Raw genomic sequence first — 24,135 nt, 5'->3', positions numbered from 1 at the left:
CCAGGTAGTTTTTTATAGAGGGAGTTCGCGAACCTCTCCCATGCACCAAGGCATGGAATTCTTCTGGTTGTCTGTTTGCGGTAAACAGACTTCTCCATTATACGCTGTTTTTATAGAAAGCATAAGATTGTTTTACAAATTACAAATTTTGACTCTTTTAATCATGCTAGCTATAATAAAACGAAACTTTCACTATTACCCAAAGGAGAACCTCTATGTCTTTTCTCAAACAAAAACCATTATTGCGCTTGTTTTATGTAATGGTTCTTATGTCAGCGGGCTCCGCCTTTTTATGGATTTATCGCGTATTTGACACAGGTCGCCTAACTTTCCGTTGGCTGCTTATCCCAAATCTAGTGCTAGCTTGGATTCCCTTTATTTTGGCTTTGATTTTATTTGACTGGTACCAACGAAAGCAACGTTTTTCTATTGGGATGCTACCGATAGCTGGCATGTGGTTGTTCTTCCTTCCCAATGCGGCCTATATTGTGACGGATATTGTGCATCTAACCACGTTGAATATTCGCTACTTTATCTATTTTGATGTGACGCTAAACTTTTATTTTGCTTTAACTGGGATTATACTCGGCTTTTTATCTCTGGCCTTGTTACATGATATCTTGGCGCAACGCTTTGGTCCTGTGTTAGGTTGGCTCTTTGTTTTGATTACACAATTGTTAACAGGCATTGGCGTCTATCTAGGCCGTTTCCTACGCTGGAATAGTTGGGATATCATCCAGCACCCAGTAAGCATCATCGCTCATGCAATAGAGGCCATTTTTAATCAGGAAGCTGTTCTGTTTATTGTTCACTTTAGTATATTTGTAGCTTTTGTATATCCGCTGTTTTATGTTTTAATTCAACCTTATGTAAGCTCTTTACGTCATGATTCACTCAAATAAAAAGAGACAGCTATCTTCTCTCTGTGTAAAAATAGAAGTACCACCAACCACTTCTACACAAAGGAGAATCCAGCATGTCTCATACGTTTAAGGTAGCACACCAAGAAAAATTGAGCCATATCCTGCAATTGCCTCTGTGGTCAGTGATAAGACTGACTATACAAGATTCTTGATAGATATTTTGTAGACGACTTTTTTATTTGAGATATAATTTATTTTTTCTGTTTTTCTGGTACTAGCTCAGTTTCTATATTGACGACGATCTTATCATTTACAACAATACCTTTAACATTTATAATTTTATAAGAAGAATCTCTCTTTAATAATAACTCGAGCCAGCTATTATCCATGTAAATTGCAGGAGTCCCTTTTGGAAGTTTCATTTGTATCAGGATTGATTCCTGATTTCCACCTAAAGGAACATTATTAAGAGCTAGTGATGTGCTAATAAACCCTTTATCCGTTTTTATTTTACCTTCCAATTTCTTTAGTTTATTAATTGCATCGTGATTAACATTTCCATCCTTGGTGAATAGAGACCCAGCTGGAAGAGCAAATTCCCTCTCATCAGTTCTTCGATATACAATAAGATCATTAGGAAGCTTTGCTTCTTCTTTTTTAAAGAGACTATCGATCCCATGAATGAACATATCAATATCAGAAATTCCGGGATGTTTGTCAACCCCTCTTAAAATCCTATTTAACATTGGGCCATATGCTACATAACCGTCCATAAATTTTTTGTCTTCTTTTGTCACTACAGTATCCGAAAGTTTTATTGTAGCTCCAAATTCTTTAGCAGCATCTATATCACTTTTAAAGTCTAATGGAGTTGTTTGTTTTTCCTTTAATTGAGTATTAATTTCATTAAATCCTTTTTTGCTCATGTCATCCATGTACCTAAACATTTCTGGTGCATAAGCTTTTAATACAGGTTGATAACTAGGTTCATAATAATACGAAAAGGCCTGTGCAAACACCTCTCGAAATTCATTGGTGTGTTCTTTCACATATGTGGTATCATACTCACCTTCATGAGGAGGTAGATGTGAAAGGAGTAACGCGCTTGCATCTTCGTCTGCTTTTGCTTGATGTACAGCATCTAAAAACGTTTCATTTACAAAAGCACTTTCACCTAACGTGTCACGAGCGATTGCTTTTCCTACCTCATAATATACCTCTTTGCTTTTGGTGTGGCTTTCCGAATACTCTTCTGTATGTATAATCAGAGCTGGGTTTTTACCACCTATTGAAAATACAAAATGAGAATCTAAGGAAACTTCATTTCCTTCGCTATCTTTTATCTGTTTATCTTTTTCACTGATATCCTGGAGAGTAGAATTTTCTGCAATATTTTTATCTGTCAGATGAATTTTTCCTCCCACCTTTTCATACATCTCCAATACTTCAGGCGAAAGTTTGTTTAATAGTGCTTGGGTATCTTGTAATCGCTGTTTTTCTTCACTGCTAACCTCAGTTGTTACAATTCCTTTACTAATTTCTTTCATTCTTTCTTCTCTGGATTTTTTCTCTCTCTCTTTCTTTTCTTTATCCTCTTTATCTTTTTTTTCTTTATCCTCTTTCTTTTTATCTTCTACATCATGTATTCCATTTGCCGCATGAGTAATATAGGAAAACGCTGGAGAAGTGGCTGTTAAAGCCAACAGCATAGCAGTTGTACTCAGGACTTTTAGCATTTTATTTCTGTGTGTCATCTAAATTCCTCCTTACATGTAGTGGAACCCCCGAAGGTAGTAGAGTCTTTTGTATCTCCATCGAGGAATAAATCACTCGTTTATCAGTGTCCTCGACAAAGGAAGAAAACAGCCCTCTTTTTTAGTAAATCTATTATGTGATTACTATGGAAAAGAGGGACCATTTTTGACATCTATAGGATATCGGGAGGTTCAGCAATGACCTTCATGTTCATTTCCTTGTACAAATGTTGACTGACAACTTAATTTGCTTTCATTTGTTCTAATTTCCACTTTTGATTATCAGTGCCTTTATAATCACGTACCTGAATGTTGGACCCGTTTGAAGTAGCCGAACCATCTACATCTAACACTTTAGTAGGGTCTTTCTTGTTTTTTAAAATATAGAAACCATTATCTATCAATTCAGGAATCCAAAAATGTTCTGCCTTCCCTTCAAACTGTGTAGCAAATACATTAGTTGAATCCTGATAAGCATTCCAAGCCATAATTTTATCGTTATTTTCTAAACTTCTAATCACATAAGCTTTATGAGAGTTATCATATTCTAATTTCCATTTTTGATTACTTCCATTGCTCGTTTCCCACACAGTAATATTATTATCGCTTCTATTCCAATCAACTAGACTTGTATTCTTTACTGCTGTTTTTATTTGATAGGTACCATCCTCAATTACTCTGCTGGGTACTAGCACACCATTTTCCTTAAAATAATACTTTTTCCCATCTATCGTTTGCCAACCAGTTTGCATCTCATCAAATCTATAGTAATACTCTTCTCCATCTATTGTTTCCCAGCCAGATACCTCAACATCAACAATAGGTTCATCCTTCTTCGGTGAGATTAGTATATTCATTCGAGCATGTAATTGGACGTCATAGATATTTTCTGTTTCCATGTCTTCTAATTGTTTTTCTATATTTTCAGCTGTTTCTTCATCAAACACCAATTTAAAATCATCTATACTAGTATTTTTGTAATATAATTTTCCGTTCTTGTCTTCAAACCCAAAAGCTAATTTGAGCGCTTCTTTTAATGTAACATCTGGCTTCGTTTGTTCGATCATGTCATCAGGATCAACGGCGGCTACTCGTCTTTCTATCTCTGAATCGTCTGGTGTTTTTAAGATCAATCGAGCAGTTGTTTCCTCAATTTGAGGGATAATATGACTCCATTGCTTATCTTTATCGACTGATACCAATTTTGTTTTAGGATCAACCACTCCTACATAACCTGAGACTTGATCTGTTTCTAATCGCATCTGTCTTGTCTGCTCTAGTCTATCAAGTTGATCTTTATTGATTGTGATGGGACTAGAACCAAAATCGTCTTTGGTTTGTAGGGAAATGGCTGCTTGATCTTTACTTGGATAAAAACGGTCTGGTAACACTACATTTGCAAGTTGGTTTTCTTTTGCTTTAATTGTTGCAATGGTGTCGTTATTACCCAGTACGAGTGAAGTAGTTGGTGCTACTTCATAGATAGGGGCCGTACCATTATTAACATATCGGATATTCGCATTAAAATAGGCAGCTTCTCCTGCATTTAAGCCTATGCTCTTGGACCAGTTCTTTCCCAAACTCTCAGAACTCGAATGATCTATCGTTACTGTTTGTGAATTGCTGTCGCTAAAATTAGTGGATACACTTCCACCAAAGTCTAATAAGGAAACCTTAAGTTCAGCTCCAACAGAAGCTTCTGTTGAATGAGTATTGCTTGTAGAAGTACTTCCACTGATTGTGCTATTTGTATTCCCACCATTTTCAAGCGCTTCATTTCTATTTTTCGAGATAATGAATTTGTCCATATGGACCTGTAAATTAGGATACGCAGCAAGTAACGGATGTTTCACTTGTACCTTCTTATCAATGATTCCTGATACTTTCGCGAAATCGCTATATGGATCAGAAGCTGTGCTCCATTTCATAGGTGAGGATGTATATTTTGTTAACGGTTCTCCAAATTTCGTTACTTTTTTTCCATGGACCTTTTCAATCCAAGGCATTAGGAGAAGTTTTTTATTCTTGACATCTAAGGTATATCCCTCGATTTCTAACGAATCAGGGATGCCGTCACCATCACTATCTTCAACTCCGTCATCAGAAGTTGCTGTAATACTTCTTTTTTTTCTACTAGATTCATTCTCTGGTTGATTTTTTATGTCAGGTAGAAGTAAATTTCCCTCTGGAATTATTTCTTCAGTTCCTGCAGGAGTTATCCATTTTAACTGTAAGCCAAATTCGTTAGCTGAAGAGGATTCTGGCTGATAAGTTATTTTTACTTTATAAAGCTTCCCTTTTTCTAGGTTGATTTTTTGAGTAGAGGAGGATTGATCGATGACTTTTTGATTATCTATCCATAACATGGTGTGGTCATTATCTGACGTGGAGAAAGTGTATTTACCTGATTTTCCTGCTTTTATAAATCCTGTCCACATAGCGGATTGAAATTGTTTTAATTCATCAGGTAGCATATCATCGATTTGATCATTATCAACGGATAAATCACCAGACTCTGAATTCGAAATCAGAGCGGTTTCTTTTAACTCTTTATCATTAAAATAGTAGCCCAATAAGCCTTTAAAATTAGCGTCTTGTTCATTTATTACTTCTTTCTCGCTTGATGCCGCATGTGATATTTCTGGATAGGTGGTGAATGGACCAAGGAGTGCAGTTGCCAGTAAACACTTATACATTTTAGGTAACTTCATCGTATCGACTCTTTTCTATTGTAGATGTAATGAATTTTCCAACATAGAGCATATTTCTTTATGGCTGGAATTTTTTTCATTATTTTTTTGTAATATTACTTTATCATTCGTTTTTTTTTGAATAAATAGCAGAAAGTTCCTTAATCAAAGGAACTTTTTGCTATTTACAAAACCATTATAATTGTGATTTTTGGTACTAAATGATTTTAAAATGCAGACACAGAATATTAAGTGAATATAAAATTATTTTGAGTATATGAAGCGGCCCTTTTTAATAGTTATCCGAAAATTCTATATATATTTCTTCTTACCTTCTTGTACAAGTCTGAAAAACTCTGGACCACACTGACTGATCCACACTCTCCCAAACAAGAGGGTAACTGTCGATATGTATGCAATTCGGGCCTACAATGTCTTTTGATACAAGAGAATGACCATATTCATAAGTTATATCATCCAGGTTATCCACGTGGAATTTGCTTTACGGACGAGTACATCTTGTTGGGGGTCAGTCAGCCACGAACCCTGGTCACAGATAAAAATGCTAGTATCAATCGGTATCGTTTTGATCAAATTCCCCTTTAACAGCAAAAAACATTGCACGCTCCTATCTAAGGACACGTGAAATGTTTTTTTGTATATTGCACACTTATTTATAATCAAAATGATCGGGATCAGGTCCAAACCGTTGATTGCGATTCAAGCCGTCTAACATAGCCATATCTTCATCCGTAAGTTCAAAATCAAACAAATCCGCATTTTCAATGATCCGTTCTTTTCGTACAGATTTGGGTATTACCAATACCTTATGCTGCAAATCCCAGCGCAGTACGATTTGGGCAGGTGTTTTCTGATAGCGCTCTGCCAGTTCTTGCAGTTGAGGAACCTCTAGATTACCTCGCATCAGCGGGCGCCATGCCTCTACATAAATCCCATGCTGTTCGCAGTACTGACGTAGTTCTTTCTGGATCAAATATGGATGCATCTCTATCTGATTGAGCATTGGTTTCACTTCACACACTGACAGCAAATCTTCTAAATGATGAATGTGAAAATTGCTTACACCAATTGAACGGACAAGCCCATTTTTATAAAGAGTTTCCAAGGCTCTCCACGTCTCTTTATATTTCCCGGGAACTGGCCAGTGCACCAGATATAAGTCAATATAATCTAGGCCTAATTTTTTGAGACTCGTATCAAAGGCTTGCAAGGTTGACTCATATCCTTGCTCCGTGTTCCAAACCTTTGTCGTGACAAAAATCTCTTCACGTGGAATCTTACTGTCCCTAATCGCTTTTCCGACTCCTGCTTCATTTTCATACACTGCCGCTGTATCAATACTGCGATAGCCAGCCTCTAACGCCATATGAATAGCTTGTTCCACCTCAGTACCGTCATCTGCTTTATAGACGCCAAGTCCCAACCAAGGCTTTACAACTCCGTTTGCCAATACAGCTCCATCTGTTATGCGTAACGTCATTCTTTTCTCCTCCGCTCACGTAGTCTCATGGTTATGATAGCATACAACATCCTTTTAAAAAATTTTTTCAAAAAACGAACATCCTAGCAATCTTGTAACCTGGGAGAATTGGGAGGAAGCCCTTGTGGACATGGACATTCCACCTCTCTGTGAAACGTTTATCCAAGACGTAGAAAGACGCATGGAGCATATCACCCCATTAATGTGCATCGTTTATTTTCGGATAATAAAAAAGCTGACATAGGATTAAAAAATGCCGCTACACAGGGATATGTTCAAAAACTAAATAAAAAAGTAACGCAACTAGGGATTACTATAGAAGCAAAAGAATTAATGGCAGATACGTTGCGAGTCGCCGTTCTGTTAGATGCCACAGATAAAGAAGGCAAAAAAATACCTATTTTAAAAATTTTAAAGTGGATATTGAAGAGAAGAGTGCAATTATTGACATAGAAAGTGTTTTGGGAGAGAACGTTGTGAATACATCGATTTGGGGAGCAATTGATGAAATAGGGAAATACTATCCTATATATCAGTCATCTAAGGAAACTTTAACCATTCCTGACCTCACCAAGATGCCAAAAGAGCTGACTATAAAGTATCGCCTTGCGGAAAAGAAATATACAAATGTCGATTGGAAAGTAAACCTCACGGATAGTAAGCAGAAATAAACAAGAAGAAGGGGAAAAATAATAGACAAATTCTAACAAAAAAAGAGCCAGAACACCTGGCTCTTTTCCTTATATAAGTAGCTCTTCTTTGGTTTTACGCCAATACTTGCTTAATTCGCTCAATCGCCCAATCCAGCTCTTCCTTACTAATGACAAGAGGCGGGGCAAAACGTATAGTCGTATCATGTGTTTCCTTGCACAGCAAGCCCAAGGTTTTTAGTTTTTCACAATATGGACGAGCTTCTGTATCTAGCTCTAATCCAATAAACAAGCCTTTACCACGAACGTCTTTAATATGAGGGTTCTTAATCTCTTTTATTTTTTCCATAAAATATGCTCCAAGCTCTAGAGAGCGTTCCACTAGACCTTCTTCTTCCAACACTTCGAGCGCCGCCACTGCTACTGCACAGCCTAGTGGATTTCCTCCAAAGGTAGACCCGTGCGAACCTGGTTCAAATACGCCCAGTACCTCACGATCAGCTGCTACAGCAGAGATTGGGAATACTCCTCCACCCAATGCTTTTCCCATGATGTACATATCTGCTTTGATACCTTCCCAGTCTGTAGCAAACATTTTTCCTGTACGCCCAAAACCAGTTTGGATTTCGTCCGCTAGCAACAATACATTGTGCTCGTCACATAGACGACGCGCTTCACGTAAGAATCCTTCTTCTGGAATGATGATGCCCGCTTCTCCTTGAATCGGTTCCACCAAAAATGCAGCCGTATTAGGCGTAATCGCGTCTTCTAATGCCTTAATGTCTCCATACGGGATAATTTTGAACCCAGGTGTAAAAGGTCCAAAGCCCCGTTTGTATTCATCCGCAGAAGAAAAAGAGGTGATAGTAATCGTACGTCCATGAAAGTTCCCTTCACAAACAATAATTTCTGCTTGATTAGCTGGTACCTTTTTACTATCATACGCCCAACGACGTACTGCTTTTACTGCAGTTTCTACCGCTTCTGCTCCCGAGTTCATCGGTATAACCATGTCTTTGCTTGTCAAATTAGCAACTTTTTCATAGAAATGACCTAATTGGTCGTTGTAAAAAGCTCGCGAGGTTAAAGTTACCTTATCCGCTTGATCCTTCAGTGCTTGAATGATCTTTGGATGGCGATGTCCTTGATTCAAGGCAGAATACGCACTTAACATATCTAAATAGCGAGTGCCTTCAGGATCTTCTACCCAAACGCCCTCTGCTTTGGAAATAACAATCGGCAGTGGATGATAATTATGCGCTCCGAACTGTTCTGTCTGATCAATGATTTGCTTTGTTGTTGTCATATATAACCCTCCCTATATCTACCTGAGAATAACCTTATGCATTTTTTATGCCAGCAAAAAACCTGAAGAAACAAGCTTTTCTGGCACTAAATAATCTTATTATGCAAAAAAAATTTGCACAAATCATTTTCAAACAGTTTTTAAAGCCAAAATATTTTGCACCTCACTGCATCTATGATAGAATGACTACACAAATTGATGAAAATACTGAATGAGGTGAAATGCTATGTCCACGTCACCCTTGATGGACGGAACAACCTTTCTTGCAATGGTTGCTCATATTTTAGACGAAATGAACGAAGGTGTACACGTTATCGACGCGGATGGCACCTCTATTTTATATAATCGTAAAATGGCTGAACTGGAAGGCATGCAAAAAGAAGATGTCCTTGGCAAGAAGCTATTGGAGGTATTTCAGTTTCCTCCCGATCAAGAAAGCACCTTGCTTCAAGCTCTACAAAAAGGAGAGAGCTTGCGCCAAATCAGACAAACCTATTTAAATGGCAAAGGAAAAGAAATTACTACGATTAATAACACTCTTCCTCTACAACGAGAAGGAATGAATATCGGTGCGGTGGAAATTGCCAATGATGTAACCAAAATGGAGCGTTTGATACGTGAGAATTATCTAGCAAAAAAAGAACTCGGTAGCACCCGCTATACCTTTGCGAGCATTATTGGGAATAGCCCTGCCATTCGTGAAATGATTGATCATGCAAATCGAGTAGCACGTACATCTTCCTCCGTCCTCATCGTAGGCGAGACTGGAACAGGCAAAGAGTTGTTTGTACAAAGTATTCATAATGCAAGTATGCGAGCCAAATCCCCTTTTATTTCGCAAAACTGTGCAGCTTTACCTGACAGCTTAATCGAAGGACTATTATTTGGTACAACCAAAGGTGCCTTTACAGGAGCAGTAGAACGACCCGGCCTTTTTGAGCAAGCAGAAGGCGGTACTTTATTTTTAGATGAACTAAATTCTCTTAACTTGTCCCTCCAAGCTAAATTGTTGCGCGCCTTGCAAGAAAAAACCATCCGACGCATTGGTGATACAAAGGACCGAGCTTTCAACGTCCGAATCATTGCCGCCATTAATGAAGATCCCATCGAAGCTATCTCGGCTAACAAATTGCGGAAAGATTTATATTACCGTTTAGGTGTCGTTACCCTACTCATTCCACCACTGCGTGAACGACGTGAGGATATTCCTACTTTGACCAGTCACTTTATCCATAAATATAATCGTCTGTTTCAAATGGATGTAGAAGGTGTAAGCGAAGATGTCCAACGCTTTTTTGGAGATTATGATTGGCCTGGCAACGTTCGTGAATTGGAGCACTTCATTGAAGGTGCAATGAATTTGATGCTGACAGAAGAAACCTCCATTCAACTTGAGCATTTGCCTCTCCATCATATTCGCCGTAAACTACCTGGTACAACAACAGCTCCAATACCCGGGATTCCATTAACAACGGCTTCAAGTCATGAAGGAACTTCTTTATCATCCATCCATTCTACTAGGGCTTATACGACTGGAGCTTTTAACACTGAACTACATGTACATGAATCTCATGTTAAAGAAGCCCTGCACCTCCTACAGCAAGATTCTTTACCATTAAAAGAAGTGTTACACACCTTTGAGGGGATCTATCTCCGAAAAATATTAGATCAATTTGCAGGAAATATATCCCATACCGCAGAACATATAGGAATGAGTCGACAAAGTTTGCAATATCGCTTACGTCGTTTACAACAGGAAAATCTGTAAGTACCATATGCAAAAAAAATTGGCAGCAAAGTTTTTTATACATAATACGACAATTTTTTTTGCATATCCTCTTCATTCATCTTTATAATTCAGAAAATTTCAATTGGTACGAATGTTGCAGAATATTTTTGTGTAAACGCATACATCCCATTCTCACTGTGAGATCATAAAGAAAGGAGAGAAGAACATGTCCCAACAACGTTCCTCTCATGAATTACAACGCACGCTGAAAAGTAGACACTTATTTATGATCTCACTCGGCGGAATTATTGGTACAGGGCTCTTCCTGGGCTCTGGCTATACTATTAGCCAAGCAGGTCCGATCGGAGCCGTCATCTCCTATCTTGTAGGTGGTTTCATCATGTACCTCACCATGCTATGTCTTGGTGAATTATCGGTTGCCATGCCTGTATCTGGTTCATTCCAGACGTACACAACTAAATTTATAAGTCCAGCAATGGGCTTTACCATTGGTTGGTTATACTGGTTGGGCTGGGCTGTAACAGTTGCCTTAGAGCTTTTATCTTCTGGCTTACTAATGCAACGTTGGTTCCCAGATTCACCGGTCTGGATGTGGTGCGCTATCTTTGGTGTTGTCCTCTTTTTACTCAATGCCCTTTCAGCCAAAGCTTTTGGCGAGACCGAATTCTGGTTCTCTAGTTTCAAGGTTGCCGCTATTCTAGCCTTTATTGTGCTCGGGGGTGCAGCAATGTTTGGAGTGTTACCATTCCATAGTGGTGAAGCTGCTCCTATGTTGAGCAATTTTGCCGAAACCTCTTGGTTGCCAAACGGAATTACGGGTCTATTGCTCACGATGATAACGGTGAACTTCTCCTTTCAAGGAACAGAGCTTATTGGCATCGCTGCTGGTGAGAGTGATAATCCAGAGGAAAACATTCCTAAGTCAATTCGGGCTACCGTTTGGCGAACACTTATCTTTTTTGTTTTGGCGATCACGATTCTAGCTGGCTTGATACCCCATCAACAAGCAGGGGTCATTGAAAGCCCGTTCGTCATTGTATTCGACAAAATTGGTATTCCATATGCCGCCGATATTATGAATTTTGTTATCCTTACGGCATTACTGTCCGTAGCTAATTCTGGTTTATATGCAGCTACTAGGATGTTGTGGTCCTTATCAAAAACAGAAATGGCCAGTCCTACACTTGGCAAAGTAAACAAAAAAGGTGTCCCCATGAACGCGTTGTTTCTCACCTTTTCCATTGCCCTATTATCCTTATTATCTAGCGCGTTTGCTGAAAATACCGTTTATCTTTGGTTGATCTCTCTTGCTGGATTAGGGGCGCAAGTTGGTTGGATTTCAATTTCTGCCTCTCAGTTAGCATTCCGTAAACATTATTTAAAGAATGGCGGGAAATTAAAGGATCTAAAATTTAGGACTCCATTCTATCCGATCTTACCGTTAATTAGTTTGACGCTCAATCTCGTTGTACTTGCCAGCTTAGCATTTGATAAAAATCAGCGAATAGCCTTGTATTGCGGTGGAGTGTTCGCTCTGTTCTGCTTGATCTATTACTTCCTACGTATTAAGGGAAAGTCCATGACCAATGGCTCTTCAGATGAAGATAAGACTTACCACATCATCTAGATATCGATGCAATGCCCTCTAATGGTCAAGTTGGAGGGCTATTTCTTGTTCAAACTTTACTGATTTGGATTCATGTAAGATCAACAGCTCTATCAACAAAAAAGCCTTGCAACCGCTGATACTAAATCAGCAGGTTAAACAAGGTTGGATTATGATTAATTTCCATAAAAGGGAAGCCTTTTTGTCTCATCCGCTCCATTAACGCTTCGTAATCGTCTTTCTGTTTTAATTCGATACCAACTAATGCAGGGCCATTATCTTTATTATTTTTCTTGGTATACTCAAATCTAGTAATGTCATCTGTCGGTCCAAGTACTTCATCTAGGAACTCTCGCAGTGCCCCAGCACGTTGAGGGAAATTAATGATAAAGTAATGCTTGAGCCCCTCATAGATTAGAGAACGCTCCTTGAAATCTTGCATGCGATCAATATCGTTATTTCCTCCGCTGACGATACAGACCACATTTTTTCCTTTAATTTTATGCTGGTATTCATCCAATGCCGCGATTGAAAGTGCACCAGCAGGCTCTGCTACAATTGCATTTTGATTATATAAATCAAGGATTGTACTGCATACTTTGCCTTCTGGTACCGTGACGATGTCGTCAATAACTTCTTTGCATAGCTCATATGAGAGCTGTCCTACCTGCTTGACCGCAGCTCCATCCACAAATGTATCAATCTCTTGCATAGCAACCACTTGGCTTTCATTAAAAGACTTCTTCATAGAGGCTGCCCCTTGAGGCTCTACCCCAATGACATCTGTTAGAGGACTAATACCTTTGACACATGTTCCAACTCCTGCCGCTAGACCTCCCCCTCCGATGCCCACAAAAAGATAATCTAATGCTTCCGTCATATCATTTAAGATCTCCATTCCAACCGTACCTTGACCTGCAATAATTTTCTCATGATCAAAAGGGTGAATGAACGTCATATCATGTTCTTTCCCGTATTTCATCGCCTCAGAAAAAGAATCATCGAAGGTATCGCCGACCAAAACAATCTCTACTTGATCACCTCCGAACAGCTTCACTTGAGACACTTTTTGGCGCGGGGTTGTAGTGGGCATAAAAATCGTTCCATGCGCCCCTAACGCTTTACAGGAATAGGCAACCCCCTGTGCATGATTTCCTGCTGAAGCACAGACAACTCCACGTTTCATTTGTTCTTCGGTTAAAGTACGCATGAGATAATAAGCGCCACGCAACTTAAATGAACGAACGACCTGTAAGTCCTCCCGCTTAAGGAACACATTGCACTGGTATTTATTCGACAGAACCGCATTGCGTTGCAGAGGTGTTTTAACAATTACTTCTCGCAATAGATGGCTTGCCACCAGAATATCTTCTATGGTGAGTTTGCTGGTTGTTACATTCATCAGTTTCTCCGCCTCTCTCTTTTTCATATAACAAAAAAACTCGCCCAACATGAAAGCAGATTACTTCCATTGCTTAGGCGAGAGTCGCGATACCACTGAGCATTCTCCGTTTTTTCACAAAAACGGACTCCACAAGTCCTATCCCACCTCAATCCATGGTACTCACATAAAGAGCCGTCCATATTCACACGAGATAGAGGAAAATTGGAATAGACTTTGGTCCGATAACGTGGACAACTCGTTATTATGTACTGAGACTCTTGGGGCAGAGCGTCTGGTGTTTGATCTGACCCTACTCTGCTCCCATCTGTTCCACAACAAAGCTCCGAGGTGATTTTCAATGAAAGATAGCGACCATCTTTACAGCACACGAGACGGCTCTCTGACACTAGAGCTTTCCTTTACTCTTCCTCTTCACAGCTTCATTCTTCTTTTCGTAACATTCAAATACTTATTGTTCTGAATTATAGTAAGATGTCACATGCTTGTCAACCTAGCAAAAAAAGTGTCGTCAAGGACAAGGAGTTTGTCTCAAGACGACACTTTGTAAGTAAAAAGAGCGAAAACGCTGTAACTAGAGAGGTACTAGCTTATGCTTCTACTTGTTTTTGCATTTGATCATTATAAATTGAGGTGTCTAATTCTTTCGTTACACGACTAGTGATCACTCCAGCTGCCATACTACCGCTCACATTAAGAGCTGTACGCCCCATATCAATCAATGGTTCTACAGAGATTAACAAACCAGCTAAAGCTATTGGCATGTTCATTGTAGATAGTACCAAAAGAGCAGCAAAAGTAGCTCCACCACCAACACCTGCAACTCCAAAGGAGCTAATCGCTACGACAGCAATCAGAGTCAAGATAAAGGATGGCGTCAATGGATCAATCCCAACCGTAGGGGCAATCATAACGGCTAACATTGCTGGATAGATACCTGCGCAACCATTCTGACCGATGGATAAGCCAAATGATCCAGCAAAGTTGGCGATGCCTTCAGGTACTCCTAACTTATCACGTTGTGTCTCCACGTTTAATGGCAAAGCACCTGCGCTTGAACGTGAAGTGAATGCAAATGTTAGAACAGAAAACGTCTTTTTCACATAAGTAATAGGGTTAAGTCCAGCAATAGCGAGTAAGATCAGATGAATGACAAACATAATCAAAATCGCTACATAGGACGCTAGGACAAACTTACCTAATTTGAGAATTGCTAAGTAATCGCTGGTAGCTGTTACTTTTGTCATTAATGCTAATACCCCATAAGGAGTTAAGCGCAAAATAATGCTTACTACTCGCATAATGATCGTGTAAAACGTATCTACAATTTTGGCAAAGAATGCGGCCTGTTCTGGTTGTTTACCCTTTACGCCTAAGAAAGCAACGCCAAGCAAGGCGGCAAAAATAACAACAGCAATCGTAGAAGTAGAACGTTGTCCTGTTAAATCAAGGAATGGGTTAGCTGGTAATAATTCCACGATTTTTTGCGGAAGAGATAAATCTTCAATTTGGCCAAATGTTTTTTCTAATTGAGCAGCCCGAGATGTTTCCTGATCACCTTGTTGAATTTGCACAGCTTCTAAGTTAAAGGCAAGTGTTGTTCCAATCCCAATGGCAGCAGCTAAAGCGGTCGTTGCAATCAGGATACCGATAATCAACGAACTAATTTTACCAATATTGTTCGTTAGCTTTACTTTAGTAAAGGCTGCTAAAATAGATATAAATACCAATGGCATTACAATCATCTGTAAAAGCTTGATGTAGCCTTTTCCTACAATGTTAAACCATTCTATAGAAGCTGTTAAAATATCTGTTTTGGCCCCATATATGAATTGCAAGCCAACTCCAAAGACAATCCCAACCGCCAATGCAGTAAATACACGCTTCGAAAAAGAAATATGTTTCTTTTGCATGGTATATAGTCCAAAAATAATGAGTAACATGATAGCAATATTTAGTAAAATCCAAACTGTTGACAAAGGATTCCCTCCGTTCTTTCTGATAAATTCTCATGAAGGTGACTAAAGCATATTCAAGTTATAATACATTAATTCCTATATGTAAAGTAGGATTTAAACTTTACCATGTTTTTTTAGAAAATAACATATGGAAAGGCATGATCTCCATCTGTATACGTGATAGAAACCATGCCCTCTATTGTCTCGGTGCCCACAAAAAAATGACCACACCAACTATACAAATCGCTGCTCCTAGCCAGTCATACATATCTGGTGTTTTCTTGTCCACCAACCAGCCCCATAAAATTGCTAAGATGATAAATACGCCACCATAAGCGGCGTATACCCGACCAAATGTAGGGAATTTTTGTAAAGTAGGAATAACCCCGTAAGCGATAAGAACGATGCTCCCTACAAGGCCATACCAGACCGGTCTTGCTTCTCGCAACCATAGCCAGACAAGATAGCCGCCGCCAATCTCAGCTAGACCAGCTACGATAAATAAGAGAATTGCTATTATCAATAGTTTCCTCCTTGTAAAGAATGTTGATTTTATATGTTCATGCTGTATAATTGCATGGTCTTGTTCCATTTAATGATTTCTTTTTCCCACGTCATACCGACATGTTCTGCTACTCGTCTGGAAGCCGCATTTCTTTTATCAATGAGAGAAATCAAACGGTCATATCCCAGTTGGTGTAAACCATATTCTCTGCAAGCTATCGCACACTCCGTAGCCAATCCTTGTCCCCAATATTTTCGGACAACCAAATAGCCAATCTCAATTTCCTGTTGAAGATTAATTTCTTGAGGTACCAAGCCACATTGCCCTATAAATTCCCCATCCTGTTTTCTCTCAGCAATCCAAAGTCCTATTCCGTATTTTTCGTAGTTTCCCTGATTCCACTTAATCCATGCGATCGTCTCTTCTTCCTTTTTCGTAGAAGGATAAAATTGCATAGCGATGGGGTCGGTAAATATTCGGCTTAATCTTTCCACATCTGACAAATCCATTCGGCGTAAGATCATACTATTTGTTTCTAATTGAAACATAGTCGGCCACCTCTTTTCAATCATTTCCATTCTTTAATGTATTACGTAATAAAGCCTTAAAAAGATGCCTTCCAATGTTTATATCTCTTTCTATTATAATTGGCACTATATTATAATCATTTGCGATATTCAACTCTTCGCTACAATCATATATGCAAATAATTATATATTTATTTATAGAGATTTGAAGTAGATAGGTTCCCATAAAAAGGGTATTATAAAAATAACAAATTATTTATATGTAAACATTAGGAAGTTTCCCAGTACATTGAAGGTAACTATCTGTCTTATCAGGAAATACTTGTCCGTCTGCTCTTCATCTCACTTGCTTTATGTATGAAAGACCGTTGACAGCAAACTGATAGGAATTGGAATACGAGAGGAGTATAGTATGCCGTACATTTCTATTATTTCCCAATTGTGGACAAAAAGGCAACTACCTTTTAAAGATGGGTTTTACTTTGCAGATGGTGAATCAATTGCCTGTCATCTAAATGTTTTCCCCGAAATTTTTCTGACTACATTACGCCCATTTAACCTTGGTGATTTTTTATCTAAAACCCCTATGAATATTACGAATTTTCACTCATTATTTGAAACCTACAAAGAGGAACACCGAAGATTTTATTGTGTCGGAGCAGGTACCCTTGGTCATAATGGATTCGTAGCAGCACTTGATGAACATCGTCATTTACAATGGGTAGCCTGTTTTGAGAAATCGTTTGCTTTCAATGACCTTGTCTTTCAGGACCATTATTTAATCGCAGGTGCCACCGAGGGGTTCCAGTTGCAAATTCCCTTTCATTCTCCTGAAAAATGTGTGGTGATTAATCAACTGTTCCACTAAGTACGATTGTTTCCCTGGGATATGAAAAAGCTGCTCTTTCTGATTTCAGAAGAGCAGCTTTTTTTACAACCGTACCTTGTATTAGCTTAAACGAATGATCGTGATATTTGTTGGTAAATTAGCGGCTAGAGTTGCTACTGCTGCTAAACCAAATAATTGTACCTGAATGGTTCCTGCTGCAGGCACAGGAACAATTACTTGTGCTTCGAATGCAGTTACACCAGCTAATGGTGCAACAACACTACCCGCTACTGGAACTCTATTTACTAAAATCCGTGAACTAAAAAGAAGCGCCGCAGTAATGTTAATGGTATAAGCGATGAGATAGTTACCAGCGTTCGCTACGGTAAACGTATCGTTGGTTGCATTGACTGTAATGCCCGGTCCAATATCCTGAGCGTCAGGGAATGAAACAACCGTACCGCCCAACAATACAGTGATAATTGTACCACTTGTATTGGCCGCAAATGCAAAGTTTTGAGTAGCAAGTGCACCTGTAGGACCCGTTGGACCCGTTGGGCCAGTGGCTCCCGTTGATCCTGTTGATCCAGTGGCTCCGGTCGCCCCGGTTGATCCTGTCGCTCCAGTCGTTCCAGTTGATCCGGTTGTTCCGGTTGATCCAGTCGCTCCCGTTGTTCCGGTCGCCCCGGTTGATCCCGTTGTTCCGGTTGATCCTGTTGTTCCGGTCGCCCCCGTTGATCCTGTTGATCCGGTCGTTCCAGTGGCTCCGATTGATCCGGTCGCCCCCGTTGATCCGGTTGCTCCAGTCGTTCCAGTGGCTCCCGTTGATCCGGTCGCCCCCGTTGATCCAGTATCTCCCGTTGTTCCGGTTGGGCCAGTGGCTCCAGTGGCTCCGGTCGCCCCGGTTGATCCTGTCGTTCCAGTTGATCCAGTTGATCCGGTTGATCCGGTTGATCCAGTCGCTCCCGTTGATCCGGTCGCCCCGGTTGTTCCCGTTGTTCCAGTCGTTCCAGTGGCTCCGATTGATCCGGTTGATCCTGTTGATCCGGTTGATCCCGTTGTTCCTGTTGCTCCTGTCGTTCCAGTGGCTCCCGTTGTTCCGGTTGCTCCCGTTGTTCCTGTTGTTCCAGTGGCTCCGGTCGCCCCGGTTGCTCCGGTTGATCCCGTATCTCCCGTTGCCCCGGTTGTTCCAGTGGCTCCAGTATCTCCCGTTGTTCCGGTCGCCCCGGTTGATCCGGTTGATCCAGTCGCTCCCGTTGATCCGGTCGCCCCGGTTGATCCAGTTGTTCCGGTCGTTCCAGTGGCTCCGATTGATCCGGTCGCCCCGGTTGATCCTGTTGCTCCGGTCGCTCCCGTTGATCCTGTTGCTCCCGTTGTTCCGGTTGTTCCAGTGGCTCCGGTCGCCCCGGTTGATCCTGTTGATCCCGTATCTCCCGTTGCCCCGGTTGTTCCAGTGGCTCCAGTATCTCCCGTTGTTCCGGTCGCCCCGGTTGATCCTGTTGCTCCGGTCGCTCCAGTCGCTCCAGTATCTCCCGTTGATCCCGTTGATCCCGTTGATCCCGTTGTTCCGGTTGATCCCGTTGTTCCAGTTGATCCGGTCGCCCCGGTTGATCCAGTATCTCCCGTTGTTCCTGTTGATCCGGTCGCCCCCGTTGATCCTGTCGCTCCCGTATCTCCCGTTGTTCCAGTTGCTCCGGTCGCCCCGGTTGATCCTGTTGCTCCCGTATCTCCAGTTGTTCCTGTCGCCCCGGTTGATCCAGTATCTCCAGTTGTTCCTGTTGCCCCGGTTGATCCTGTTGCTCCCGTATCTCCAGTTGTTCCGGTCGCTCCGGTTGCTCCTGTTGCTCCGGTATCTCCAGTTGTTCCTGTTGCTCCGGTCGCTCCAGTATCTCCAGTTGTTCCGGTCGCTCCGGTTGATCCTGTTGCTCCAGTATCTCCCGTTGTTCCTGTTGCTCCGGTCGCCCCGGTTGATCCTGTCGCTCCAGTATCTCCAGTTGTTCCTGTTGTTCCAGTTGTTCCAGTTGCTCCCGTATCTCCCGTTGTTCCTGTTGCTCCTGTCGCCCCGGTTGCTCCCGTATCTCCAGTTGTTCCAGTCGCCCCGGTTGATCCAGTATCTCCAGTTGTTCCTGTTGCCCCGGTTGATCCTGTTGCTCCTGTTGATCCTGTCGCTCCCGTATCTCCCGTTGTTCCTGTTGCTCCGGTCGCCCCGGTTGATCCTGTTGCTCCCGTATCTCCCGTTGTTCCTGTTGCTCCCGTATCTCCAGTTGTTCCGGTCGCCCCGGTTGATCCTGTTGCTCCCGTACCTCCAGTTGTTCCGGTCGCCCCGGTTGATCCTGTCGCTCCCGTATCTCCCGTTGTTCCAGTTGCTCCGGTCGCCCCAGTTGATCCGGTTGCTCCTGTTGCTCCCGTATCTCCCGTTGTTCCGGTCGCTCCCGTTGATCCGGTTGATCCAGTATCTCCAGTTGTTCCTGTTGCTCCTGTTGATCCGGTTGATCCAGTTGTTCCTGTTGTTCCTGTTGTTCCTGTTGTTCCTGTTGTTCCGGTCGCTCCAGTTGTTCCTGTTGTTCCTGTTGTTCCTGTTGTTCCGGTCGCTCCCGTATCTCCCGTTGTTCCAGTTGCTCCCGTATCTCCCGTTGTTCCGGTCGCTCCGGTTGTTCCAGTCACTCCAGTATCTCCCGTTGTTCCAGTTGCTCCCGTATCTCCCGTTGTTCCGGTTGCTCCCGTATCTCCCGTTGTTCCGGTCGCTCCCGTATCTCCCGTTGTTCCGGTCGCTCCGGTTGATCCAGTCGCTCCAGTATCTCCCGTTGTTCCAGTTGCTCCCGTATCTCCCGTTGTTCCGGTCGCTCCGGTTGTTCCAGTCACTCCAGTATCTCCCGTTGTTCCAGTTGCTCCCGTATCTCCCGTTGTTCCGGTCGCCCCGGTTGATCCAGTCGCTCCAGTATCTCCCGTTGTTCCAGTATCTCCCGTTGCTCCTGTTGATCCGGTCGCCCCGGTTGATCCCGTTGCTCCAGTTGCTCCAGTTGCTCCAGTTGCTCCAGTTGCTCCAGTTGCTCCAGTTGCCCCGGTCGCTCCAATCGGCGTAATGATAACAATAATTATTTGAAGTTCTTGCAATAACCCCAAAATAAGCTGTAGTGTTCCAGGGTCTACTTGGAAGAGTAAAGTCAAACTTTGCAATATCTTGACCAAATCTTGAACCTCAGTAGCAAAAACACTTGGATTAAAAGGAGGATCTAATATCACTAGTAATCCATTAATGACCGAATTCAATTCAGCCAATTGAGCAGGGCTAAGACCAGCTTGAGCTCCAAACACACTCAATTCATTTAAGATTTCGGTTAATGCAGCAATATTAGCTGGACTTGGATCAGCTGCAACAGCAGGTATATTAGCTGAACTTAGATCAGCTGCAACAGCAGGTATAGTTCTAATTAAACCTTGTAACAGTGCAATAAAAGTAGGAATAAGTCCTGGTGGTATCGGAATTGGACCACTTCCTGGGCCTGTGGGGCCCATCGGACCTGTTGGACCTATTGGACCTGTTGGACCCTCAATAAAGGTAATAAAGGTTGAGCTACAACTGATAAAGGAATTAGAAGAAGATGAGCTACAATGTTTATGGGCAAATAATGGATCTCTTCTTAAATAAAGATCTAGTTCCGTTTGAATAATGCTCTCGTAAATCTTGTCAATATCAAAACGATTATCCAACGCAATAACACCTTCCTTTCTCCATTACAGTATTCATTTTTTGAAAAACGGCATTGTGAAAACAAACTTTTTTTTGAAAAATGTGCCTTTTATAAATTAATCAGCAAGTTGATTCATCTTTATCTCCAATAAAAGAAACGTCCAAATTTTAAAATTTGGACGTTTCTCAACTTTACGTAAATGGCACTGGCAATGTGACTATTGTAGTAGTGGGTGTAACCACACTACCCTTCACAGATAACTGACAAGTATCTATCAAATAAAGATAACTACAGCTAACGCAATGAAAATGAGACTTTGCACGAATATCTCTCCCACATACATCGACTACAAAGTTTTATAATAGTAAAACAATTAAACGTTATATTTATCCACAAAAGTCAATACACGTAAAATTTCTTCTTTGCAAAACAAAACAATTGCAGGTAAGCTCTCGAAGAGCTATACCTGTATTACGTAACACATCAAACATGTCTTTAGTTCGTTCGCTTTACGTTTTTTCGCAGGACATAATCTGTTTAATCGTCACTGCTGGATTTCCACCAACGACAACGTTATCAGGTACGTTTTTCGTTACCACTGCTCCTGAGGCAACAACCACATTATTTCCGATCGTAACGCCTGGATTAATGATAGCCCCCCCACCAATCCACACATGATCGCCAATGGTGACCGGTTTGCCATATTCCTTACCAGAAGCCCGCTCTAGAGGATGTAGAGGATGCATGGCCGTATAAATGTGAACACCTGGTCCTAGCATGCAATGCTTTCCAATATGTATTTCACAAACATCTAGCATGATGCAATCGTAGTTGGCAAAAAAATGTTCTCCTACATGAATATTGTACCCATAGTCGCATCGAAAGCTGGGTTGAATGACACAATCCTCCCCTCTCGTTCCAAATAATTGAGTTAATATGTCTTCACGTACTTCCTTTTCCGTTTCCAAAGACTGATTGTACAGCCTCGTCAATCTACTTGCCTGTTGACGTTCTTCGCTTAATACTGCATCAGATGCATCATATAATTCTCCGTCCAGCATTTTTTGTTTTTCTGGTTTCATATCAAAGCCCCTCCTTATTCCTTTTATTACAAGTATGATTACGAGTAATGTTATCACGAAAATGATGAGAAAAATGGCATAGCACACACAAAAAAACGGGTTATGATCTATATCTGGATCATAACCCATGCCTTTGCGCGATTCTCCAGCACTTCTTCATGTACTTTAACAATTGTTTCCTTATTAGCCAGCTCAGCTTGTCCAACGTTCCACCAGGATTCATATCCATGCGTCATGGTTTTCGGCAATATTTGAATAGTCAGTTGAAGGCGAGGAATTTCATATAAAAAATCCATCCCTTTTATTCCTGGGATGGATTTTAATGGTTACCCATTCATTTTGGATTGGATAAAATCATCGTCTTTTTCTGTATGCGAGGAGGTGAACAAGCCACCTTTTTACATGATCAAAATTCGATATTCATAAGGCACTATCCCAAGTTGCGAAAGGTACTTCTTTCTACATCTCTACAGCCTTCTGCATTTCCAAGTAAGTCGGCTGTCCAATCAGCCCTAATCGCCATAACGAAACACCTTTTAAACCGTGCCGCTTGGCTAGACCAATCTTGTTGTTAATAGTGCCAGCATTTTCACTACCCATCGAGATACCCAAGATCAATTTCTCTTTTGGCACCTGCTTTATGGCAAGCTGGATAGCCTGATTTACTTTGTCCAAGTTCTCTGGTTGTCCTTTTTCCCCGTAGTCATACGCCATGATAATCAAATCGTCTGCTAGAGAACCCAATTGCGCGTAATCGTAGCCTTTATAAGAACTGTTTAACGGATGTAACACTAGCGACAGCTTTTTACCTTCCTGATGCAAAACTGAAGCTAGTTGCCCAACAAATTCTGTGTACAAACGTTTCTCGCGAGCGATATCTCCGCTCAAGCCCAATCCTTCAAAATCCAAGGCAACACCTTCAAATGCTTGATTACGCACGGCTTGTAAAATTCCATCTATCGTTTGTTGGCGTAACTGTGCGGTTTGAAGCATGTTCATTAGTTCGCCTTTACCATCCGTAGCAAACACCATGAAATAGGGCTGTGTTCCGCCCGCTTTTGCCTCACTTATTATCCCCTCTGGTGTTACATCTCCTGCTGGTTTAGGCCAATAAAAATCGTTACCTTGAAGCGTAAACTCCCCTTTTTCGTTGATTCTTGCCCAGCCAAAGGCTACTGCATCAAAGGAAGGAATAAGTTGTCGCTCACCAAATGAAGAAATGGCATAGAAAGCCATGGTATATATATCTTTCGGTGGAGATTGTAATAATACAGATTGATTAGCCCCGTCCCAGTTAACTGTAGCCCCAAATTGCTCACTGAAGACCCGCAACGGGATTAACGCACTCCCCTTGTACAACGTAGGACTTACAGCCAATGTGATTGGTTGATTATTCACATAAGCAGTAGAATTGTTGATTTGTAAACGTAGCTGGGTTCCATCAGTGCCATTTTGTTTGGTTGCAACAATCGTCTGTGTTGCATTGTCCCATTGCACATGAATTCCCATCGATTCTGCAATCGCTCGAAACGGTACTAAGGTTGTTCCTTTTACCACTTGGGGCTGTACTGGAAACGTCAATGGATATCCGTCTAGTAAAATTTTTGAACCGCCACTTGCCAAGGATTCTGAGGGCTGTATGCTACATAGCAACAGCAGTAATCCAGATAGCAAGTACATTTTTAACCACATATTCATCTTTATTTTTCTCCCTGTCCTTATCTTTTTTTCTTTTTTCTTTCAGTTGAGCCATCATTTGCTCATTGTAGATCATATCAAATAAACTCCAATGTTACTTGAAAAATTTCTCATATGCATATAAAATTTTTCATCTTTCAAAGGAAATTTGCTTTTTATTGCCCAACATGTTATGATTAATATTGTGTTTTTCATATTAAGATGATTTTTTACCTTCACCCAACCAATTCTTTTTTCCTCGAAATGAATTACTCTCACCTGTTTTTCAAATCTCACGTCCAAAAACTATTTTTCCAAAGAAGAAGCAATTCATTTTACAGGC

20 protein-coding genes are annotated in these 24,135 nt (G+C 41.1%); 7 read left to right on the top strand and 13 right to left on the bottom strand.

From position 1 onward, the window contains the following. Nucleotides 1-215 precede the first annotated feature (215 nt). Nucleotides 216-902, top strand: coding sequence for a DUF1361 domain-containing protein (locus EEL30_09530; protein QDX92543.1), 687 nt, complete (start codon nt 216-218; stop codon nt 900-902). Between the two features lie 212 nt (nt 903-1,114). Here EEL30_09530 and EEL30_09525 read toward each other — a convergent pair whose 3' ends face one another. Beyond that, nucleotides 1,115-2,617 carry a lethal factor domain protein gene (locus EEL30_09525; GenBank protein QDX92542.1) on the bottom strand — a complete coding sequence of 501 codons (1,503 nt, stop codon included), beginning with the start codon at nt 2,615-2,617 and terminating at the stop codon, nt 1,115-1,117. A gap of 242 nt (nt 2,618-2,859) precedes the next feature. Then, the gene (locus EEL30_09520; protein ID QDX92541.1) at nt 2,860-5,328 is read right to left on the bottom strand and encodes a peptidase; all 2,469 of its coding nucleotides are present in this window, start codon (nt 5,326-5,328) and stop codon (nt 2,860-2,862) included. A gap of 288 nt (nt 5,329-5,616) precedes the next feature. Here EEL30_09520 and EEL30_09515 point away from each other — a divergent pair, with 288 nt between their 5' ends. Beyond that, nucleotides 5,617-5,913, top strand: a complete 297-nt coding sequence (locus EEL30_09515; protein QDX92540.1) for a DUF4915 domain-containing protein — start codon at nt 5,617-5,619, stop codon at nt 5,911-5,913. Between the two features lie 64 nt (nt 5,914-5,977). Here the strand turns inward: EEL30_09515 and EEL30_09510 are convergent, their stop codons facing one another. After that, nucleotides 5,978-6,808 (bottom strand): aldo/keto reductase, encoded by an 831-nt coding sequence (locus tag EEL30_09510; GenBank protein QDX92539.1) that lies wholly within the window; start codon nt 6,806-6,808, stop codon nt 5,978-5,980. A 198-nt stretch (nt 6,809-7,006) separates the two neighbouring features. Here EEL30_09510 and EEL30_09505 point away from each other — a divergent pair, with 198 nt between their 5' ends. Together EEL30_09505 and EEL30_09500 are read left to right on the top strand one after the other, a co-directional pair. After that, a complete protein-coding gene (locus EEL30_09505; protein ID QDX92538.1) occupies nt 7,007-7,261 on the top strand; it encodes a DUF4179 domain-containing protein in 255 nt (84 codons plus the stop codon). Nucleotides 7,262-7,284: 23 nt separating this feature from the next. Beyond that, a complete protein-coding gene (locus EEL30_09500) occupies nt 7,285-7,479 on the top strand; it encodes a hypothetical protein (GenBank protein QDX92537.1) in 195 nt (64 codons plus the stop codon). Nucleotides 7,480-7,573: 94 nt separating this feature from the next. Here the strand turns inward: EEL30_09500 and EEL30_09495 are convergent, their stop codons facing one another. Further along, a complete protein-coding gene (locus EEL30_09495; GenBank protein ID QDX92536.1) occupies nt 7,574-8,764 on the bottom strand; it encodes an ornithine--oxo-acid transaminase in 1,191 nt (396 codons plus the stop codon). 226 nt (nt 8,765-8,990) lie between these two features. On the opposite strand from EEL30_09495, the gene EEL30_09490 reads away from it, so the two are divergent. Together EEL30_09490 and EEL30_09485 are read left to right on the top strand one after the other, a co-directional pair. Further along, nucleotides 8,991-10,532, top strand: a complete 1,542-nt coding sequence (locus EEL30_09490) for a PAS domain S-box protein (GenBank protein ID QDX92535.1) — start codon at nt 8,991-8,993, stop codon at nt 10,530-10,532. Between the two features lie 187 nt (nt 10,533-10,719). Further along, nucleotides 10,720-12,141, top strand: coding sequence for an amino acid permease (locus EEL30_09485; protein QDX92534.1), 1,422 nt, complete (start codon nt 10,720-10,722; stop codon nt 12,139-12,141). Between the two features lie 121 nt (nt 12,142-12,262). On the opposite strand, the gene ilvA is transcribed toward EEL30_09485, so the two are convergent. From ilvA to EEL30_09465, 4 genes are all read right to left on the bottom strand, one after another. Beyond that, a complete protein-coding gene (gene ilvA, locus EEL30_09480; GenBank protein ID QDX95717.1) occupies nt 12,263-13,522 on the bottom strand; it encodes a threonine dehydratase in 1,260 nt (419 codons plus the stop codon). Between the two features lie 590 nt (nt 13,523-14,112). After that, nucleotides 14,113-15,501, bottom strand: coding sequence for an L-cystine transporter (locus EEL30_09475; protein ID QDX92533.1), 1,389 nt, complete (start codon nt 15,499-15,501; stop codon nt 14,113-14,115). A 175-nt stretch (nt 15,502-15,676) separates the two neighbouring features. After that, nucleotides 15,677-16,003 (bottom strand): YnfA family protein, encoded by a 327-nt coding sequence (locus EEL30_09470; protein ID QDX92532.1) that lies wholly within the window; start codon nt 16,001-16,003, stop codon nt 15,677-15,679. A 29-nt stretch (nt 16,004-16,032) separates the two neighbouring features. After that, nucleotides 16,033-16,533 (bottom strand): N-acetyltransferase, encoded by a 501-nt coding sequence (locus EEL30_09465; GenBank protein QDX92531.1) that lies wholly within the window; start codon nt 16,531-16,533, stop codon nt 16,033-16,035. Between the two features lie 391 nt (nt 16,534-16,924). On the opposite strand from EEL30_09465, the gene EEL30_09460 reads away from it, so the two are divergent. Further along, nucleotides 16,925-17,380, top strand: coding sequence for a hypothetical protein (locus EEL30_09460; protein QDX92530.1), 456 nt, complete (start codon nt 16,925-16,927; stop codon nt 17,378-17,380). An 81-nt stretch (nt 17,381-17,461) separates the two neighbouring features. Here the strand turns inward: EEL30_09460 and EEL30_09455 are convergent, their stop codons facing one another. The 5 genes from EEL30_09455 to EEL30_09435 form a co-directional block, all read right to left on the bottom strand. Continuing rightward, nucleotides 17,462-21,052 carry a collagen-like repeat preface domain-containing protein gene (locus EEL30_09455; protein ID QDX92529.1) on the bottom strand — a complete coding sequence of 1,197 codons (3,591 nt, stop codon included), beginning with the start codon at nt 21,050-21,052 and terminating at the stop codon, nt 17,462-17,464. A gap of 490 nt (nt 21,053-21,542) precedes the next feature. Next, entirely contained in the window at nt 21,543-22,115 is a 573-nt protein-coding gene (locus EEL30_09450) for a sugar O-acetyltransferase (GenBank protein QDX92528.1), read from the bottom strand. Nucleotides 22,116-22,222: 107 nt separating this feature from the next. Continuing rightward, nucleotides 22,223-22,411 (bottom strand): hypothetical protein, encoded by a 189-nt coding sequence (locus tag EEL30_09445; protein QDX92527.1) that lies wholly within the window; start codon nt 22,409-22,411, stop codon nt 22,223-22,225. A 163-nt stretch (nt 22,412-22,574) separates the two neighbouring features. Beyond that, the gene (locus EEL30_09440) at nt 22,575-23,813 is read right to left on the bottom strand and encodes a glycosyl hydrolase (protein QDX92526.1); all 1,239 of its coding nucleotides are present in this window, start codon (nt 23,811-23,813) and stop codon (nt 22,575-22,577) included. A 72-nt stretch (nt 23,814-23,885) separates the two neighbouring features. After that, the gene (locus tag EEL30_09435) at nt 23,886-24,095 is read right to left on the bottom strand and encodes a hypothetical protein (protein ID QDX92525.1); all 210 of its coding nucleotides are present in this window, start codon (nt 24,093-24,095) and stop codon (nt 23,886-23,888) included. Nucleotides 24,096-24,135: the final 40 nt, after the last annotated feature.

Source organism: Brevibacillus laterosporus (assembly GCA_007833815.1).
In the GTDB taxonomy this organism is placed as follows: Bacteria; Bacillota; Bacilli; order Brevibacillales; family Brevibacillaceae; genus Brevibacillus_B; species Brevibacillus_B laterosporus_D.
Note: the sequence above shows the minus strand (reverse complement) of the source record. Positions and strands in the feature narration are given on the sequence as shown.